Origin of the sequence: Mesorhizobium silamurunense (genome assembly GCF_014843825.1) — a bacterium.
Classification (GTDB): domain Bacteria; phylum Pseudomonadota; class Alphaproteobacteria; order Rhizobiales; family Rhizobiaceae; genus Mesorhizobium; species Mesorhizobium silamurunense.
Genome location: NZ_JHQR01000107.1, coordinates 1 through 15,488, shown reverse-complemented (window position 1 = coordinate 15,488; position 15,488 = coordinate 1). Strand labels below are relative to the sequence as shown.

Genomic DNA, 15,488 nt, shown 5'->3' with positions numbered 1-15,488 from the left:
GAAACCACCAGGATCGCGCCGTCCATCTGGGCGGCACCGGTGATCATGTTCTTCACATAGTCGGCGTGGCCGGGGCAGTCGACATGGGCATAGTGACGGTTGGCCGTCTCATACTCGACATGCGCCGTCGAGATCGTGATGCCGCGCGCCTTCTCTTCAGGCGCCGCGTCGATCTGGTCATAGCGCTTGTATTCGCCAAAATACTTCGTGATCGCCGCCGTCAGCGACGTCTTGCCATGATCGACGTGCCCGATCGTGCCAATGTTCACATGCGGCTTGGTGCGCTCGAATTTACCTTTTGCCATAGTCTCTTTCCTTGGGCGGCCTTGACCTTCAGTTCAGTCGAATGCGGGGCGATTAGCGACAACGGCCGAAAAACACAAGTGCCTTGTGGCTGAGCGTTCTTTGCTCGACCCGAACCAACGATCCGATTTCAGGGATATAGCGCGGATATAGGACCGCGACAGGCGAAATCAAATAGTCGCGGCCTGACGCGCTTCGGCCACCTCATCGACAGCTTCGCGCGCATAGACGCCCGATCGGCCGGAACTGGCCCATTGCCGCCGCGGCACGCCTCTGATTTCTTCGGCAGATGCAGTTCATTCCGGCAAATATCCGCGGTCCGCTGTTCATGATCGTCTCGACGGGATCCTACCTCGTCAACGACACGATGATGAAGCTCGCGACCGCAGGGCTGCCGCCTTATGAGGTGCTGCTGCTGCGCGGCGCGGCCGCCACGCTCTGGGGCATGCCGCTGCTTTTCATGCTGGGCTATGGCAGGCAGATCCCGCTGCTTTTCGAACGCAGGGTGCTGCGCCGGAACCTCTGCGAGCTGGCTGCGATCCTTTGCTACGTCGTGGCTTTGGCCAACATGCAGATCGCCGATTCGACGGCGCTCGGGCAGATCACGCCGCTTATCGTGCTGGTCGGATCCTCGATCCTGTTCGGCGAGAAGATCGGCGCCCTTCGCATGGCGCTGATCGGCCTTGGCTTTGTCGGCGCCGTCATGGTCGCGCAGCCGACAATGCAAGGCATATCAGTCTACGCCCTGCTGGCGCTCGGCAATGCGGCCTTTGCCGCCGTGCGCGACCTCGCCGGACGCAAGGTCGGCGCCGAGGTGCCCGGCATGATCGTCGCCATCTCCGCGGTCCTGGTGGTGCTGGCCGGGTCAGGCGCTGCACATCTCGTGTCCGAGCAATGGGTGATGCCCGAGGGCCATCATCTGCTGTTGATCGCAGGCGCTGGGTTGTTCCTGATCTTCGGCCACTTCTTCATCTTCATGGCCTATCGTGTCGGACCGACCAGCGCGGTGGCGCCTTTCTTCTACTGCTTCACCGTCTGGGCGGTGATTTCCGGCCTGCTGGTGTTCGGCCAGTTCCCGAACGCGCTCGCCGTCTGCGGCATCCTGCTGGTCATCGGCAGCGGCCTCGCCATCGTCTCGCTCGATGAAAGGCGTCGGCGTCTGGCGGTCGTCGCCTGAGGCTGTCCGATCGCGCCGATCCAATGCCAATATGCCGCCATCGCGATCGCACGCCGCGACCGCCCAAATTTGACGATCGACCGCAACCAGACTGGCTGCGGGTTTCGTCTTTCCTTCTACAGCGCTTGCCGCTGATCTGGTGGTAGGCCCAGAGCACGACGACCGAGCCGATGACGGCGACGATCAGGCTCCAGATGTTGAGGCCGGTGACGCCCGATGCGCCGAAAGCGCTGAAGATCACCCCGCCGACGATGGCCCACGGCGCTGCCCGGCATCGTCGACAAGCTGACGCCGAACGGCCAGATGCCGCAGAACCACCAGGTCGCCTCGGCCTTCAACAGCTAGGCGGCAGGATTGAACGGAATGCGCTGCGCGCCGCGGCGCGCGGCGTTTTCGTGCGAACGGCGATGCGGATGGAAATCTGGAGCGGGTAGCGGGAATCGAACCCGCATATTCAGCTTGGAAGGCTGCTGCTCTACCACTGAGCTATACCCGCGCCTTACACTGAAGTACCGGATTCACCCGAAAAGCGCCATGCACTTTCGGTCCGAGACTTTTTCGTTTCAGGGCTTCCGGACCGGCAGTGGTGGAGAGGGTTGGATTCGAACCAACGTAGGCTAAGCCAACGGATTTACAGTCCGTCCCCTTTAACCACTCGGGCACCTCTCCAGTCTGCCGCCGGAGCCATGCAACGAGGCATTCGCGCCGATCCGGAGCCCGAGTAAGCATCTTCTCCGAAATCAGCGATGCGCCTTATGGCGGCAAGGCCGGTGGGTGTCAACCGGCGCGGCCAGGGTTTTTCGACGATGTTCGGCATTCATTTTCGCAGCCGGTATCCTTAGCCGGACGGGACAGCTATAGAAGCCGCATGAGCGACAACAAAAGCAACAAGCCGGGCACCCCTAAGGATACCCACTACGCCAAGCTGAGGCGCGCGCATCGCGACCAGAAAGCCGGCGGCGCACCGGCGTTCCGGCCGCGCCAGCCGGTGCCGCCGGGCGAGGCTGCGGCCGACGGCCTGGTGCGGCTTTATGGCCTGCACACGGTGCGTGCGGCGCTCGACAATCCCCGGCGCAAGATCGGAAGGATGCTGGTGACGCGAAACGCCGCGGAGAGGCTGGCAATCGGCGATCTTGCCGCCCTGCCCTTCAAGGCCGAGCTGGTCGAGCCTAAGGACATCGACAGGATCACCGGGTCGGACGCCGTGCACCAAGGCGTGCTGATCGAGGCTGAACCGCTCAAGGCCAAGCGCCTCGACGCGCTCGGCGACACGAAGCTGGTGCTGGTGCTCGACCAGGTCACCGACCCGCACAATGTCGGCGCGATCCTGCGCTCGGCGGTCGCCTTCGGCGCCGGCGCGCTGATCACCACGGCGCGCCAGAGCCCGCAGGAATCGGGCGTGCTGGCGAAATCGGCATCGGGCGCGCTGGAGCATATCGACCAGATCGAAGTGAAGAATCTCGCCGATGCGCTGGGACAGCTGCATGAGGCCGGCTTTCAGACCATCGGGCTCGATTCAGACGGGCCGGCCGAGCTGGAAAAGAGCTTTGCTGGCGACAAGATTGCGCTGGTGCTTGGGGCCGAGGGCAAAGGGTTGCGCCAGAAGACGCGCGAGACGGTGACTGCACTTGCCCGGCTCGACATGCCCGGCGCCATCCGATCGCTCAATGTGTCGAACGCGGCGGCGGTCAGCCTTTATGCGGCGAGGAAGTTTTTGGGGGAGTAGGCAATAAGGCAGTAGGGCAGTAGGGGAAAGGAGCAGACGCTGATCGTCCCATACTCCCCTACTCCCCTAAATTATGTCCCGCCATCCGCTCCAGTGCCCTGACCAGCGCTGAATGGTCTTCCTTGGCGCCGCCATTGGCCGCGCAGGAGTTGAACAATTGCTGCGTCGTCGAGGTGTTGGGCAGCGCAACGCCAAGCGTCTTGGCGCCCTCGAGCGCCAGGTTGAGGTCCTTCTGGTGCAATTCGATGCGGAAGCCCGGCGCGAAGGTGCGCTTGATCATACGCTCGCCATGCACTTCGAGGATGCGCGAGGCGGCGAGGCCGCCCATCAGCGCCTGCCTGACCTTTGCGGGATCGGCGCCCGCCTTCGAGGCGAAGACAAGGGCTTCGCCGACCGCCTCGATGATCAACGCGACTACGATCTGGTTGGCGACCTTGGTGGTCTGGCCGACGCCGTTCGGCCCGACCAGCGTGATGTTCTTGCCCATCTTCTCGAACACGGGCTTGGCGCGTTCGAAGGCCTTCTCCTCGCCACCGACCATGATGGTGAGCGAGGCCGCCTTGGCGCCGACCTCGCCGCCCGACACCGGCGCGTCGAGATAGTCGCAGCCGAGATCGTTGATCTTCCTGGCAAATTCCTTGGTGGCGATCGGCGAGATCGAGCTCATGTCGATGACGAGCTTGCCCTTGGACAGGCCCGAGCCGACGCCGTTCTCGCCGAACAGCACGTCGGCCACTTGGGGAGTGTCCGGCACCATGGTGATGATGATGTCGGCGGCCTTGGCCACCGCGTCATGACCGGTGACGGTCTTCAGCCCTTTGGCGACGAGATCGGCCGGCGGCTTCGAGCGATGGTCGCTGGCGACGACCGGATAGCCGGCGTCGAGCAGATGCTCCGCCATCGGCGCGCCCATGATGCCCAGTCCGATGAAACCGATGGTTTCCATTGTTGTTCTCCGTCAAAATTTGTTGAGGCCGCGTTCCTTCGCGCCCCCCTCTGGCCTGCCGGCCATCTCCCCCACAGGTGGGGAGATTGGCAGCTTCGTCGCCGGCTCTTAAGCCGCCGCGCTACCCTGCCCCGCAAACGCGCGGAACCAACCTAGCCCTGCCTCGGTGCCGGCCTTCGGCTTGTATTCGGCGCCGATCCAGCCGGAATAGCCGAGGCGGTCGATGTGGTCGTAGAGGAAGGGGTAGTTGATCTCGCCCGTCCCCGGCTCGTGGCGGCCGGGATTGTCCGCAAGCTGGATATGCGCGATGCGGCCGAGGTTTGTCTCGATGGTACGGGCGAGATCCCCCTCCATGATCTGCATGTGATAGATGTCGTATTGCAGGAACACGTTCTTCGAGCCGATGCGGTCGATCAGCGCCAGCGCCTGGTCGGTATGGTTCAGGAAGAAGCCGGGAATGTCGCGGGTGTTGATCGGCTCGATCAGCAATTTGATGCCCGCCTGCTCCAGCTTCTCGGCCGCGAAGGCGAGGTTCTCGGCAAAGACGTTCTCCAGCACGGTACGGTCGGTCCCCTGCGGCGCAATGCCGGCAAGGCAGTTGACCTGTTCGCAGCCCAGCGCGTGCGCATACGAGATCGCCTTGGCAACACCCTGACGGAATTCCGGTACCCGGTCGGGCAGCCCGGCAATGCCGCGCTCGCCCTTTGCCCAGTCGCCTACGGGCAGGTTGAAGAGAACCTGGGTCAGGCCGTTCTTCTTCAGCCGGGCGGCGACGACGTCGGGCGCATGGTCGTAGGGGCCGATATATTCGACGCCCTTGAAGCCGGCGCGCGCGGCGGCATCGAAGCGGTCGAGGAACTCATGCTCGCCGAAGAGCATCGAGAGATTGGCTGAAAAACGCGGCATTCTTTTTCTCCTTCTTTCCGCCGGACCTAATCCAACATCATGATGGCCGTCGGCGCATCCTCATTGCGTTCGGCAAGCTCCTCGAATTCGGTGATCTTGTCGATTTCGCTACCCATGGAAATGTTGGTAACGCGCTCGAGGATGAATTCGAGAACGACCGGAACCTGGTGCTCCTTCATCAGCCGCTGCGCTTCCTTGAAGGCGCCGGCGAACTCTCCCGGCTTGCGCACGCGGACCGCCTTGCAGCCCATCGCTTCGGCGACCGCGACATGGTCGACGCCGTAGCCGGCCTCCGGATCGTCGGCGCGGTTGATGTTCTCGAAGGCAAGGCTCACCTCGTAATCCATCGAGAAGCCGCGCTGCGCCTGGCGGATCAGGCCGAGATAGGCGTTGTTCACGACGACGTGGATGTAGGGCAGCTTGTGCTGCGCGCCGACCGCGAGTTCCTCGACCATGAACTGGAAGTCGTAGTCGCCGGAGAGCGCCACGATTGCGCGATCGGGATCGGCGGCGCGCACGCCGAGTGCCGCCGGCAGCGTCCAGCCGAGAGGCCCGGCCTGGCCGCAATTGATCCAGTTGCGCGGCTTGTAGACATGCAGGAACTGCGCGCCGGCGATCTGCGACAGGCCGATCGTGGTGACATAGGTGGTATCGCGAGCAAAGGCTTTGTTCATCTCCTCATAGACGCGCTGCGGCTTCAGCGGCACCTGTTCGAAATGCGTCTTGCGCTTCATGGTCTTCTTGCGTTGCTGGCATTCCTTGGCCCAGCCCGACCAGTCGCGCAGCTTGCCGGCCGTCCGCCACTCGGTAGCGACGTCGAGCAAAATCTTCAGCGCCGCGCCCGCATCGGAGACGATGCCGAGATCCGGCGCGAAGACGCGGCCGATCTGGGTGGGCTCGATGTCGACGTGGATGAACTTTTTTCCCTTGGTGTAGACGTCGACGGAGCCGGTGTGGCGGTTGGCCCAGCGGTTGCCGATGCCGAAGACGAAGTCGGCTTCAAGCATCGTCGCATTGCCGTAGCGGTGCGAGGTCTGCAGGCCGCACATGCCGGCCATCAGCCGGTGGTCGTCGGGGATTGCGCCCCAGCCCATCAGGGTCGGGATGACCGGCACGCCGGTGACTTCAGCGAATTCGATCAGCAAATCGGAAGCGTCGGCGTTGATGATGCCGCCGCCGGCGACGATCAGCGGCTTTTCCGCCTCGTTGAGCATCGCCAGCGCCTTCTCGGCCTGGGCGCGCGTCATCGCCGGCTTGAAGACGGACAGCGGCTCATAGGCGTCGATGTCGAACTCGATCTCGGCAAGCTGCACGTCGAGCGGCAGGTCGATCAGAACCGGGCCGGGCCGTGAGGAGCGCATCAGGTGGAAGGCCTTCTGCAACGCCATCGGCACCAGGTAAGGCTCCATGACTGTGACCGCCCATTTGGCGACGGGTGCTGCGATCGCGGCGATGTCGACGGCCTGGAAATCCTCCTTATTCAGGCGGGCGCGCGGCGCCTGCCCGGTGATGCAGAGAATCGGAATGGAGTCGGCCGATGCCGAATAGAGGCCCGTGATCATGTCGGTGCCGGCAGGCCCCGACGTGCCGATGCAGAGGCCGATATTGCCCGCCTTGGCCCGCGTATAGCCTTCGGCCATATGCGAGGCGCCTTCGACATGCCGGGCGAGAACGTGGCGGATGGTGCCCCTTGCCTTCAGGGCCGAATAGAGCGGGTTGATCGCCGCGCCCGGCACACCGAAGGCATTGGTGATGCCTTCCTTTTCGAGAACGAGAACCGCAGCGTCGACAGCGCGCATCCTGGCCATGTCCAGCCTCCACTTCGTTGGTTGGCTTTGAGAATGCCAGCGCGCTTCCGATTTTTCAATTTTTTCAGAAGATTTTTTCATTTCTAGAAAACGGCTCTTATACACTGATTCCGCTGAACTTTTTGTTTTCCAGAAAATCGCTCCGCGGGAATAGTGAAAAACTTTTTCATTGCGCTTGGCCAGAAATCGGCCAGAATGCGCGCATGGAAAACACGGAAAAACGCCAGCGCGGGCGGCCACGCGCCTTCAACGGCCCGTCCGAGGCGACCTCTGTGCAGTCGCTCGACCGGGCGCTGCGGATCCTGGCGATCGTCGCCGAGGCGAGCGGCCTGTCGTTGAGCGAGATCGCGGCGCGCAGCGGCATCGCCGCCTCCACCGCCTATCGCATGCTGACGACGCTGGAGAACCACGGCATGGTCGAGTTCGACAGTTCCGACCAGCTTTGGTCGATCGGCGTCGAGACCTACCGCATGGGCGCGGCTTTCCTGCGCCGCCGCAAGCTGGTCGACCGTGCCCGCATCGTCATGCAGGAACTGATGGAAAAGACCGGCGAGACAGCCAATCTCGGCGTCGCCGAAGACGATTGCGTCGTTTTCGTCAGCCAGGTCGAGACGCATCAGGCGATCCGCGCCTTCTTCCGGCCGGGCACGCGCAGTTCTTTCCACGCGTCGGGCATCGGCAAGGCGGTGCTGGCGCATCTCGAGCCGGAACGCGTCGCCGCCATCCTGCGCAAGGCCGGCCTGCAGCGCTACACCGACAAGACGCTGTCCGACATTTCGGCCCTGGCCCATGATCTCGCGACCATCAAGCATCGCGGCTGGTCGGTCGACGACGAGGAACGCCATCCCGGCATGCGCTGCGTGGCTGCCGCCATCTTCGACGAGTTCGGCGAGCCGATCGGCGGCGTTTCGGTCTCCGGTCCGACAGTGCGGGTCACGCCCGAGCGTCTGGCGGAGATCGGCCCACTGGTGCGCGAGGCCGCGGCCGAGGTGACCAAGATGATCGGCGGTGTGAAAGCCTACTGACTGCGAAAGTTCTTAATTGCGCATGATCCTTTCCGAACCGGAGGTCAGCGAAGCAAAAAGCGATTTCGGGATCATGCGCCGGGCAGCGCGCTCTTGGCCGCTATGTCGAAAAAATCGAGCAGGATCGCCAGCCCGACGCCGCTGGCTGTGAAGACGAGCCCGGTGATGAAGATACGGTTGGCGCGCGCATAGATCGACGGCTGCAGCGACTTCGTGTCGAGCAGCATGGCCAGCGCCCGCATCTGCAAAGCAATGCCGACGAGGATCGGCACCACGGCGAGCAGATGATAGGTTTGCCACGGGATCGGGTTGGCGGCCCAATGGGTGATGAAGCCCAGCGAAAACGCCAGCAGGATGCCGACGGCGGTGACCGTGCCATTGCGAAAAACCGGCTCGATCCGGTCTTCCTTCGGCTCCTGATTGTCCAAGGCTCCCTCCCCCAATTGGCCGTCGAGGAACCAGACTAAACGTTCGCAAAATCGCTGTACACCGCCGGCTGCATGGGGCCCGACCGTCTTGCCGCGGCATTCGCATGCATGCGAAAGGGCATGGATGCGGAAAACGGTTCTACTCTTGCTCGCCGCTTCACTTTGCGGATGCATGGCGGCGGCACCCCGACCGGATGCCGGCAGCCAGCGCGTCGATCCCATACCGATCTCGCTCGCCCTCGAGGAGATCATCACCGCCGGCGTCCGCCAGCACTTGAAGGATCCTGTCTCCGCCAAGTTCGGCACGATGCTAGCCGGTGTGCGGACGCTGAACGGCCGCCGGGAGATCGTGGCGTGCGGCCATGTCGACGCCAGGCGCCCGTCAGGCGGCTCCGGCGACGGCGAACCTTTCATTGCCAGGATCTACCCGGATGCCGGCAATAGCTTCGAACTCGTCGCGCTGGGCGATGAAGCGTCGAATGCCGGGCTTGTCGTTGTCGGCGCCTGCCGCAGCGCCGGATTGCCTATCGAGACCCCCTAAAGCGCGTCGCGATCTTTCAGATTCGCTCCATGCGCTTTAAGTTTTTGATTTTACGCATGTCTTTATCCCGAAACCGGTTCCCCCTTTCGGGAGACATGCATTAACGTTAAACGAAAAGGGGCCGCGAGGCCCCTCTTCCGGTTGCTGAGACGGTCGCCTTTAGAGGCGGCAGTAGTGCGGATAGCCGTCGTGGTCGATGTAGGTGTTCGAGCCGGCATCGTAGCTGGCGTAACGGGCGTAGCAGCGGCGGACATGCCAGGAACCGTCGTAACCGTCTTCCTCGACATAGACGGTGCGCGGCTGCTGTTGGGCAAGCAGGCTGCCCAGGACAAACCCGCCGACGCCGGCGGCGATGCCGATGCCGAGCTCACGGCGGTGATGATGGTCATGGGCGGCCGAGGGCTGGACGGTGCCGACCAGCGAGCCGGCGGCAACGGTGGTGGCGATGAGGGCCGAAACGAGCGTGCGCTTAAACATGATGATCTCCTTGGTTTCGTGACCGAGGCGATCCATCCGCCTCTTGATCTTCTGTCGTTGGGCGCAAGAAAAAGGTTCGACGGCTTTTTCAGATTTTTTCGAGGGGCCGGAAACGGCTCGAGTCTTTCGAGGCCACCCCTTCTGCCGACGTAGCAATGAAGGCGCGGAAGGACGAGGTTTTTAGTGGGTAGGGATTGGTGAGTAGTCAGTAGTGAATAGTCAGCATTAGCGCCGGCCGAGCCGCCCTATTCACTACTGCCTACTGCCTACTCACTACTCACCACTCGTTCTTTCACCCCATCCCCGTGATGTGCCTCAGCCAGAACGCAAGCGCGATGAAGCCGACGAAAGTGGCAACGCCGGTCCAGTCGATGTTGGCTTTCTTCAAATCGCTGACGGCCTTCACCAGGAGAAGCCAGGTCACGACGATGAGCGGCAGGATGATGACGAATCTGATCATGCGGCACCCCGTTCGATGCGATTGCACCTGACAAAGATGTAAGAAGCGGCGCGCCGTTTTTCAGCATGTACAGGAGTGGTGCCCCCGGCAGGGATCGAACCCGCGACCTTCGGTTTACAAAACCGCTGCTCTACCAGCTGAGCTACAAGGGCACGGCGCTCCGGTAGCACATCTGATGCGCCAGTAAAGACAAAACTCTGTTTTAGGTTGCTAATGGACCACGCGGCTTGGCCGGCAGAGTTGCGAACCGCGGGGCGTCATCCTGATCGCTCGTTTTGACGCTGACGTCCCGCGCGACAAACCGTTCGGCCGTAGATTGCGCGACGCCTCGAATGCGCGGCATCGTCTGCTGCCGCTCACGAAGGAAGTTCATCCCGCCATTTGATAGCCTCCATCTCGACGCGGACCGCGTCCGGAACGTCGATGACCTGATGGACGTCGAATTGGAACGCTGGGAAGGTCGAACACATTTTGTGGATTATCAACGGGTCATCTGCCTCGAGCAGCATGCTTCCTCCCCATTCGCCCACTCGCGCCACGAAGGCATGCACCTTGACTTCGCTGGGTATTTCCCAGTGCTGGAAGATTTTCAGGATGCGCTTTTGGACGTTCTCGTATTCAATCGCCGATCCCTGTGGCCGCTCGTTCCAATTTACCAGGTATTTCATAATCTCCTCCGTCTCGGGTGACCGCGAAACCCAAGCGGCAATTGTAGCCCCCGAGGCGAACTATCGATCGTCTCCTTGTCTGCTCCAATAGAGGTAGGCATCACGCCACGAAGGTGGTGAATCTGTCCGACATTTGAGGACGATCCGATTTCAGCGCCGCGGGATCGCACAAGCTTACTTACAAACAGCCAGAACAGCCCACTACGAGGCCGTTACAACCTCGCTGGTTGCCGCTCCGCCGAAGGTATTCCTAACCCTCACGGACTTGTAGACATAAGCTACCCAGATCCCGGTCAGAACAAATCCTGCGATAAGTGCGACCAGCGCTTCTCCCGCGAGAACCTGGCTGATTGGCGCGCTTAGAATCGTAGAGGTCCAAACCGCATCGAGTGCGACGACGACCGGGATCGCAATCCACTGATAAAGGAACAGACGCTTGAAACGAGGGCTGCGCCGCAGCATTGCGAAGAGCACAACCACCTGAAGCACCGCAAACGCCAATAATAGCACGATCTCGCCACAGACGGCCAAAGGACCATTGGGCAGCAGCATAAGCTGCTGGTAACCCTCGCTCGAGGAGAACAGCTCAGCCAGCGTGCGGAAAGGTGCCAAGCACTGACCAATCGCCAGCAGCAACAACCAGCCTTCAAACCCCACGAGACCCGCTGGATTCTGTGACGGCTTTGCGGCCGACCGAACGGCAAAGAAAACAGGCACGCCGATCAGCAACAGCACGATTGCCCAATGCCAAATGGAAATCTGCATCCAACCCCTCCCATTGTACCCTTTTAGGTTGTATCAGATTTTCAACCTCAACTCAAGGGGATACATCGAGAGGGAAGGCCCTGCCTGCAAGCCCCTTTGTCACTATATCTCTGGCAGGAGGCTATTTCCGGCAGGATGCTGCCATGTCGCGAACACTGATCGTCATTGGTCTCTGCATAGTTGCCTTAGGCCTGCTGTGGCCCTGGGTGACCCGGGTCGGCCTTGGCAGGCTGCCAGGCGACATCGTGATCGAGCATGAGAACTTCAGGCTCTACGTTCCGATCACCACCGGAATATTGATCAGTGTCGTGCTCTCAGGGATCCTGTGGCTGATCAACCGCTAAGGGATGCTGCGGCAGCAGTGAGCCGTTCTTCCCCTCGCCCTCGATCGTCTCATAGCCCGATCGCCCACACCAGAATCCGGTTCTGCCTTCTTATCGCCGCGCGCAACTCCGGTATCTTTGCCTCGTCGCGCTTCACGAATTCGATGAACATCATGTTCATGTTGTTGAAGATGAGCTCGCCCACCGCCGGCCCGTCTATGTCGGCGCGCACCAGGCCGATCTCCTGCAGGCGCTGGATCAGCGCGCGGATCTGTTCGGTGAGCGCCCGGTCGAGCGCGGTATAGGCCTGGCCGAAGGGGCTGTCGGGCAGTTGCGTCGAGATCGCCATCGCCTGTCGCCACATCTCCTTGCTCAGATAATTCAGCGAGTGCTCGATATAGATGCCGATCAGCGTGTCCAGCGCGTCGCCGACATTGGCGGGCGGGCTGCCGACCACCCCTCGCCCGGCATTCAGCACCTCGTTGACCTCCATCGACACGATGGCGCCGAGGATGTCGCCCTTGTTCTGGTAGTAATTGTAGATGGTGCCGATCGAAACCTCGGCCTGCGCGGCGATGGCTTCCATCTTGGCGCCTTCATAGCCGGCCTCGCGGAAAAGCTCGGTCGCCGCATCGATGATGCGTCGGTGCCGGTCCGCCTTCTGCCGTTCGCGCAATCCGCTCATATCGGTCTCCCTGCCACAAAATCATAATTGACTCAATTTTAGAATTGGTTCAACTTTTCTCCAACAAGCCAGCAAGGCAGGGAGAACACTCGATGACCATCAATGCCCGGAATCCGCTTTCCACCCTGAAGTCACGTCTCGGAGCCGCCTGCGCGGCCACGGCGCTGCTCATAGCAGCGGGCGGCGCTCAAGCTGCCGATCTCAACGCGCTGATCTGGTGCGACCACTCCGACCCGGCGCTGCTGCAGCCCTTCGAGGAAGCCAACAACGTCAAGGTCAACGTCAAGGAATTCGAGGGCACCGGCGCCGGTCTCGCCATCGTCGCCCAATCGCAGCCGGGCGACTGGGACGTGATGGTGATCGATTCCATCGATGTGCCGCGCGGTGTCGAGAAAGGCCTATTCGAACCGCTGCCCGAGGAAAAGCTGCCCTTCGCCGACCTCTTCCCGGAGGTGAAGATGGACAAGTCCACCATCGTCGACGGCAAGCGCTACGGCATCACCGAAAAATTCGGCTACAACACGATCGGCTTCAACAAGACCAAGGTCGATCCGGCCGACATGGAGTCGCTGGCCTCGCTCACCGGCGACAAATACAAGGGCAAGATCGCGATCTACGATTACTACCTGCCGGTGATCGGCATGGCCGCCTTGGCCATCGGGAAGAAGACCGCCGATCTCACCGAGGCCGACCTTCCCGCCCTCAAGGCGGAACTCCTCAAGATGAAGGCGAACGCCAAGCTGGTCGGCGAAGTCACCGCCAGCCAGACCGCTTTGGCCACTGGCGAGGTCGACATACTGGTCGGCGGCGGCGAATGGGTGACGGCCGGCCTTGCCAAGGAAAACCCGGCGCTCGACTTCTCGATCCCGAAAGAGGGTGCTGTGCTCTGGTCGCAGTCGCTCGCCATGTTCAAGGATTCCAAGAACAAGGACATGGCACTGAAATTCATCCAGTACATCATGAGCCCGGAAGGCCAGGCGCGGCTTGCCACCTCGTCCTGCTACTGGGGCATGCCCGCCAACAGCAAGGCGGCGCTGACCGACGAACAGAAGAAGATCCTGCGCTTCGACGAGCAGCCCGGCTTCCTCGCCCGCGCCCAGGCCTATCCGGCGCCGAACGCCAATCTCGACAAGAAGATGCAAGACATGTGGACCGAAATGCTGCAGGCGCAGTAAATCGGCCGATGAGCGTTTCCGGAGGCAACTCGCGTGCCCTGCCCTGGGCGCTGGTCACGCCGGCGCTGGCATGGACATTGCTCTTCTTCGTGCTGCCCTTCATCGCCATGGGGCTGTCGAGTCTGACGGCGCATGAAGGCGGCCGCTTCACTTTAGCCAATTACAGCCAGTTCTTCACCGATGCGTCCTATTGGCGGGCGATGGTGAATTCGCTGGAGGTGACGACGATCGTCACCGTGATCTCGATCCTGCTCGCCTACCCGTTCGCCTGGATCCTGGCCGAGATGGTCCCGGAGCGCTGGCAGCGGCTGGCGCTAATGCTGGCCGTGCTGCCGTTCTGGACGTCCTATGTCGTGCGCTCCTATTCCTGGCTGCTGGTGCTGGCGCAGAACGGCGTCATCAACCGCGCGCTCACCGGCATCGGCCTGACCGCCGAACCGCTGCAGCTCGCCAATACTCGGCTAGCCACCGTCACCGGCTTCGTGCATTTCTTCGTCATGCTGCTAACGCTGACGATCTTCGCCAATCTCAAGCAGCTCAGCCCGAGCTACCGCAAGGCCGCCGCCGATCTCGGCGCCGGACCGGTGCGCACTTTCCTGCATGTCGTGCTGCCGCTCACCCTACCCGGCATCATGGTCGGCGCCTTCCTCACCTTCGTGCTTTGCATCGGCGACTACATCACGCCGCAGATCCTCGGCGGCAACAATGAGCTCGTCATGCCACAGCTCGTCATGATGCAGATCGGCCGGCGCGGCGATTTCCCGCTGGCTTCGGCGCTGTCGATCATCCTGATGGCCGTTGTCACCATCGCCTATCTCGCCTGCGCGCGCTGGCTGAAGATCGAGCGGGCCTGACGATGCGCGCTGTCGTCCGCATCGCCGCCTGGCTCTACGCGATCGCCGTCTACGGCTTCATCTTCCTGCCGGTGGTCGTGCTGGTGCTGTTTTCGCTGCAGGCGACCTCCTTCCCGATCCCGCCCTTCACCGGCCCGTCGCCGCGCTGGTACCAGGCGGTGCTCTCCGATGCTCGGCTCACCTCGGCCTTGGTCAATTCGCTACTGGTGGCAGTGCTGTCCTCGCTTGCTTCCGTCACGCTCGGCTTCCTCTCGGCCTGGGGGTTCGCGCGCTTCGTGCTGCCGGGCTCGGCGCTGCTGCGCGGGCTGATTACGCTGCCGCTCACCGTCAGCTACCTCGTCATCGGCATGGGGCTCTTGGTGTTGTTCAACTGGGCGGGCATGCCGAAGTCACTGCTGGCCGCCGGCATTGGTCATGTGGTGATCAACCTGCCGCTCTGCTTCGCCATCATCTACAGCCAGATGGGCGACCACCAGATCAACATCGAGCGTGCCGCGCGTGACCTCGGCGCCGCCGAGTGGAAGGTACTGCTCATGATAACCGTGCCGGTGATGGCGCCGGCGATCTTCGCCGGTTTCTTCCTGTCGATGACCTTCTCCTGGGATGAGTTCGTCATCTCCTTCCTGCTTACCCGTTTCGAGACGACACTCCCGGTGGAGATCTGGAATCTCCTGCGCTCCGGCCTCAATCCAAAGACCAACGCCGTCGGCTCGCTGGTCTTCGCCGTCTCCATCGTGCTGGTGGTGTTTTTCGAACTGACCCTGCTGCGGAGAAAGCCGGCATGAGCGCGCCGTTGGTCGACATCCGCAACGTTTCGCACCGCTTCGGCCAGCATCCGGTGCTGAAGAACGTCTCGCTGGCGATCGAGCCCGGCAGCTACACGATCCTGCTTGGGCCGTCCGGCTCCGGCAAGACGACGCTGCTCTCCATCCTCGGCGGCTTCGTCACGCCCAGCGAAGGCAAGGTGTTCATCCGCGGCGAGGATTGCACCTCGGTGCCGCCGGCGAAGCGACCGACGACGACGGTGTTCCAGGACTATGCGCTGTTCCCGCACATGAGTGTCGGTAGCAATGTCGGCTTCGGGCTGCGCATGCAGGGCGTCGACGGCGCGGGGGCGGAGCCACGAAAGCACGCGAGGCGCTCGCCTTGGTCGGGCTGGCGGCCGCCTTCGACAAGAAGCCACACCAGCTCTCCGGCGGCCAGCGGCAGCGCGTGGCGCTC

The 15,488-nt window shown here is 62.3% G+C and carries 18 protein-coding genes, 3 tRNA genes and 2 pseudogenes; 9 read left to right on the top strand and 14 right to left on the bottom strand.

What is annotated here, in order from left to right:
• On the bottom strand, positions 1 to 305 hold a 305-nt coding region (locus DH10_RS12610; protein WP_192384773.1), incomplete at its 3' end, for a GTP-binding protein.
• Positions 306 to 592: 287 nt separating this feature from the next.
• Between DH10_RS12610 and DH10_RS12605 the strand changes: the two genes are divergently transcribed.
• Positions 593 to 1,480: a DMT family transporter gene (locus DH10_RS12605; RefSeq protein WP_192248117.1), complete on the top strand. Its 888-nt coding sequence runs from the start codon at positions 593 to 595 to the stop codon at positions 1,478 to 1,480.
• Positions 1,481 to 1,601: 121 nt separating this feature from the next.
• Here DH10_RS12605 and DH10_RS12600 read toward each other — a convergent pair.
• The 3 genes and pseudogenes from DH10_RS12600 to DH10_RS12590 form a co-directional block, all read right to left on the bottom strand.
• Positions 1,602 to 1,736, bottom strand: a pseudogene (locus DH10_RS12600) (GlsB/YeaQ/YmgE family stress response membrane protein); the annotation flags it as partial.
• 166 nt (positions 1,737 to 1,902) lie between these two features.
• Positions 1,903 to 1,976: transfer RNA gene (locus tag DH10_RS12595), tRNA-Gly, on the bottom strand.
• Between the two features lie 88 nt (positions 1,977 to 2,064).
• Positions 2,065 to 2,149, bottom strand: a tRNA-Tyr gene (locus DH10_RS12590).
• 199 nt (positions 2,150 to 2,348) lie between these two features.
• Here DH10_RS12590 and DH10_RS12585 point away from each other — a divergent pair.
• A complete protein-coding gene (locus DH10_RS12585) occupies positions 2,349 to 3,206 on the top strand; it encodes a TrmH family RNA methyltransferase (protein WP_192248120.1) in 858 nt (285 codons plus the stop codon).
• A gap of 58 nt (positions 3,207 to 3,264) precedes the next feature.
• Here DH10_RS12585 and DH10_RS12580 read toward each other — a convergent pair whose 3' ends face one another.
• From DH10_RS12580 to gcl, 3 genes are all read right to left on the bottom strand, one after another.
• The gene (locus tag DH10_RS12580) at positions 3,265 to 4,152 is read right to left on the bottom strand and encodes a 2-hydroxy-3-oxopropionate reductase (RefSeq protein WP_192248123.1); all 888 of its coding nucleotides are present in this window, start codon (positions 4,150 to 4,152) and stop codon (positions 3,265 to 3,267) included.
• 108 nt (positions 4,153 to 4,260) lie between these two features.
• Entirely contained in the window at positions 4,261 to 5,058 is a 798-nt protein-coding gene (gene otnI, locus DH10_RS12575; RefSeq protein WP_192384772.1) for a 2-oxo-tetronate isomerase, read from the bottom strand.
• Between the two features lie 26 nt (positions 5,059 to 5,084).
• A complete protein-coding gene (gene gcl, locus DH10_RS12570) occupies positions 5,085 to 6,866 on the bottom strand; it encodes a glyoxylate carboligase (RefSeq protein ID WP_192248130.1) in 1,782 nt (593 codons plus the stop codon).
• 203 nt (positions 6,867 to 7,069) lie between these two features.
• On the opposite strand from gcl, the gene bhcR reads away from it, so the two are divergent.
• Positions 7,070 to 7,891 carry an HTH-type transcriptional regulator BhcR gene (gene bhcR, locus DH10_RS12565; RefSeq protein ID WP_192248133.1) on the top strand — a complete coding sequence of 274 codons (822 nt, stop codon included), beginning with the start codon at positions 7,070 to 7,072 and terminating at the stop codon, positions 7,889 to 7,891.
• Between the two features lie 71 nt (positions 7,892 to 7,962).
• Here the strand turns inward: bhcR and DH10_RS12560 are convergent, their stop codons facing one another.
• Complete coding sequence (locus DH10_RS12560; protein ID WP_192248136.1) at positions 7,963 to 8,319, bottom strand: hypothetical protein; 357 nt, start codon at positions 8,317 to 8,319, stop codon at positions 7,963 to 7,965.
• Positions 8,320 to 8,491: 172 nt separating this feature from the next.
• On the opposite strand from DH10_RS12560, the gene DH10_RS12555 reads away from it, so the two are divergent.
• Positions 8,492 to 8,860 (top strand): hypothetical protein, encoded by a 369-nt coding sequence (locus DH10_RS12555; protein ID WP_246506089.1) that lies wholly within the window; start codon positions 8,492 to 8,494, stop codon positions 8,858 to 8,860.
• Positions 8,861 to 9,019: 159 nt separating this feature from the next.
• Here the strand turns inward: DH10_RS12555 and DH10_RS12550 are convergent, their stop codons facing one another.
• From DH10_RS12550 to DH10_RS12530, 5 genes are all read right to left on the bottom strand, one after another.
• Positions 9,020 to 9,337, bottom strand: coding sequence for a BA14K family protein (locus DH10_RS12550; RefSeq protein WP_192248142.1), 318 nt, complete (start codon positions 9,335 to 9,337; stop codon positions 9,020 to 9,022).
• Between the two features lie 292 nt (positions 9,338 to 9,629).
• Positions 9,630 to 9,797, bottom strand: coding sequence for a hypothetical protein (locus tag DH10_RS12545; RefSeq protein WP_192248145.1), 168 nt, complete (start codon positions 9,795 to 9,797; stop codon positions 9,630 to 9,632).
• Between the two features lie 76 nt (positions 9,798 to 9,873).
• Positions 9,874 to 9,949, bottom strand: a tRNA-Thr gene (locus DH10_RS12540).
• 204 nt (positions 9,950 to 10,153) lie between these two features.
• Complete coding sequence (locus tag DH10_RS12535; protein ID WP_192248148.1) at positions 10,154 to 10,465, bottom strand: DUF3303 domain-containing protein; 312 nt, start codon at positions 10,463 to 10,465, stop codon at positions 10,154 to 10,156.
• Between the two features lie 201 nt (positions 10,466 to 10,666).
• Positions 10,667 to 11,230 carry a DUF2569 family protein gene (locus DH10_RS12530; RefSeq protein WP_192248151.1) on the bottom strand — a complete coding sequence of 188 codons (564 nt, stop codon included), beginning with the start codon at positions 11,228 to 11,230 and terminating at the stop codon, positions 10,667 to 10,669.
• A 143-nt stretch (positions 11,231 to 11,373) separates the two neighbouring features.
• Here DH10_RS12530 and DH10_RS12525 point away from each other — a divergent pair, with 143 nt between their 5' ends.
• Complete coding sequence (locus DH10_RS12525) at positions 11,374 to 11,574, top strand: DUF2905 domain-containing protein (protein ID WP_192248154.1); 201 nt, start codon at positions 11,374 to 11,376, stop codon at positions 11,572 to 11,574.
• 49 nt (positions 11,575 to 11,623) lie between these two features.
• Here DH10_RS12525 and DH10_RS12520 read toward each other — a convergent pair whose 3' ends face one another.
• Positions 11,624 to 12,238 carry a TetR/AcrR family transcriptional regulator gene (locus DH10_RS12520; protein WP_192248157.1) on the bottom strand — a complete coding sequence of 205 codons (615 nt, stop codon included), beginning with the start codon at positions 12,236 to 12,238 and terminating at the stop codon, positions 11,624 to 11,626.
• A gap of 92 nt (positions 12,239 to 12,330) precedes the next feature.
• On the opposite strand from DH10_RS12520, the gene DH10_RS12515 reads away from it, so the two are divergent.
• The 4 genes and pseudogenes from DH10_RS12515 to DH10_RS12500 form a co-directional block, all read left to right on the top strand.
• Positions 12,331 to 13,413 carry a polyamine ABC transporter substrate-binding protein gene (locus tag DH10_RS12515; protein ID WP_192248160.1) on the top strand — a complete coding sequence of 361 codons (1,083 nt, stop codon included), beginning with the start codon at positions 12,331 to 12,333 and terminating at the stop codon, positions 13,411 to 13,413.
• A gap of 8 nt (positions 13,414 to 13,421) precedes the next feature.
• The gene (locus DH10_RS12510; protein ID WP_192248163.1) at positions 13,422 to 14,267 is read left to right on the top strand and encodes an ABC transporter permease; all 846 of its coding nucleotides are present in this window, start codon (positions 13,422 to 13,424) and stop codon (positions 14,265 to 14,267) included.
• A gap of 2 nt (positions 14,268 to 14,269) precedes the next feature.
• Complete coding sequence (locus DH10_RS12505; RefSeq protein ID WP_192248166.1) at positions 14,270 to 15,052, top strand: ABC transporter permease; 783 nt, start codon at positions 14,270 to 14,272, stop codon at positions 15,050 to 15,052.
• Positions 15,049 to 15,488: pseudogene (locus tag DH10_RS12500) on the top strand (ABC transporter ATP-binding protein); the annotation flags it as partial. The gene DH10_RS12505 and the pseudogene DH10_RS12500, both read left to right, overlap by 4 nt.

Bases quoted from the DNA above. Each gene is read 5' to 3' on its own strand.
- otnI (WP_192384772.1), bottom strand. From the start codon at position 5,058: ATGCCGCGTTTTTCAGCCAATCTCTCGATGCTCTTCGGCGAGCATGAG.
- DH10_RS12580 (WP_192248123.1), bottom strand. From the start codon at position 4,152: ATGGAAACCATCGGTTTCATCGGACTGGGCATCATGGGCGCGCCGATG.
- DH10_RS12550 (WP_192248142.1), bottom strand. From the start codon at position 9,337: ATGTTTAAGCGCACGCTCGTTTCGGCCCTCATCGCCACCACCGTTGCC.
- DH10_RS12535 (WP_192248148.1), bottom strand. From the start codon at position 10,465: ATGAAATACCTGGTAAATTGGAACGAGCGGCCACAGGGATCGGCGATT.
- DH10_RS12585 (WP_192248120.1), top strand. From the start codon at position 2,349: ATGAGCGACAACAAAAGCAACAAGCCGGGCACCCCTAAGGATACCCAC.
- DH10_RS12555 (WP_246506089.1), top strand. From the start codon at position 8,492: ATGGCGGCGGCACCCCGACCGGATGCCGGCAGCCAGCGCGTCGATCCC.
- bhcR (WP_192248133.1), top strand. From the start codon at position 7,070: ATGGAAAACACGGAAAAACGCCAGCGCGGGCGGCCACGCGCCTTCAAC.
- DH10_RS12605 (WP_192248117.1), top strand. From the start codon at position 593: ATGCAGTTCATTCCGGCAAATATCCGCGGTCCGCTGTTCATGATCGTC.
- DH10_RS12515 (WP_192248160.1), top strand. From the start codon at position 12,331: ATGACCATCAATGCCCGGAATCCGCTTTCCACCCTGAAGTCACGTCTC.
- DH10_RS12510 (WP_192248163.1), top strand. From the start codon at position 13,422: ATGAGCGTTTCCGGAGGCAACTCGCGTGCCCTGCCCTGGGCGCTGGTC.
- DH10_RS12545 (WP_192248145.1), bottom strand. From the start codon at position 9,797: ATGATCAGATTCGTCATCATCCTGCCGCTCATCGTCGTGACCTGGCTT.
- DH10_RS12520 (WP_192248157.1), bottom strand. From the start codon at position 12,238: ATGAGCGGATTGCGCGAACGGCAGAAGGCGGACCGGCACCGACGCATC.
- gcl (WP_192248130.1), bottom strand. From the start codon at position 6,866: ATGGCCAGGATGCGCGCTGTCGACGCTGCGGTTCTCGTTCTCGAAAAG.
- DH10_RS12505 (WP_192248166.1), top strand. From the start codon at position 14,270: ATGCGCGCTGTCGTCCGCATCGCCGCCTGGCTCTACGCGATCGCCGTC.
- DH10_RS12530 (WP_192248151.1), bottom strand. From the start codon at position 11,230: ATGCAGATTTCCATTTGGCATTGGGCAATCGTGCTGTTGCTGATCGGC.
- DH10_RS12525 (WP_192248154.1), top strand. From the start codon at position 11,374: ATGTCGCGAACACTGATCGTCATTGGTCTCTGCATAGTTGCCTTAGGC.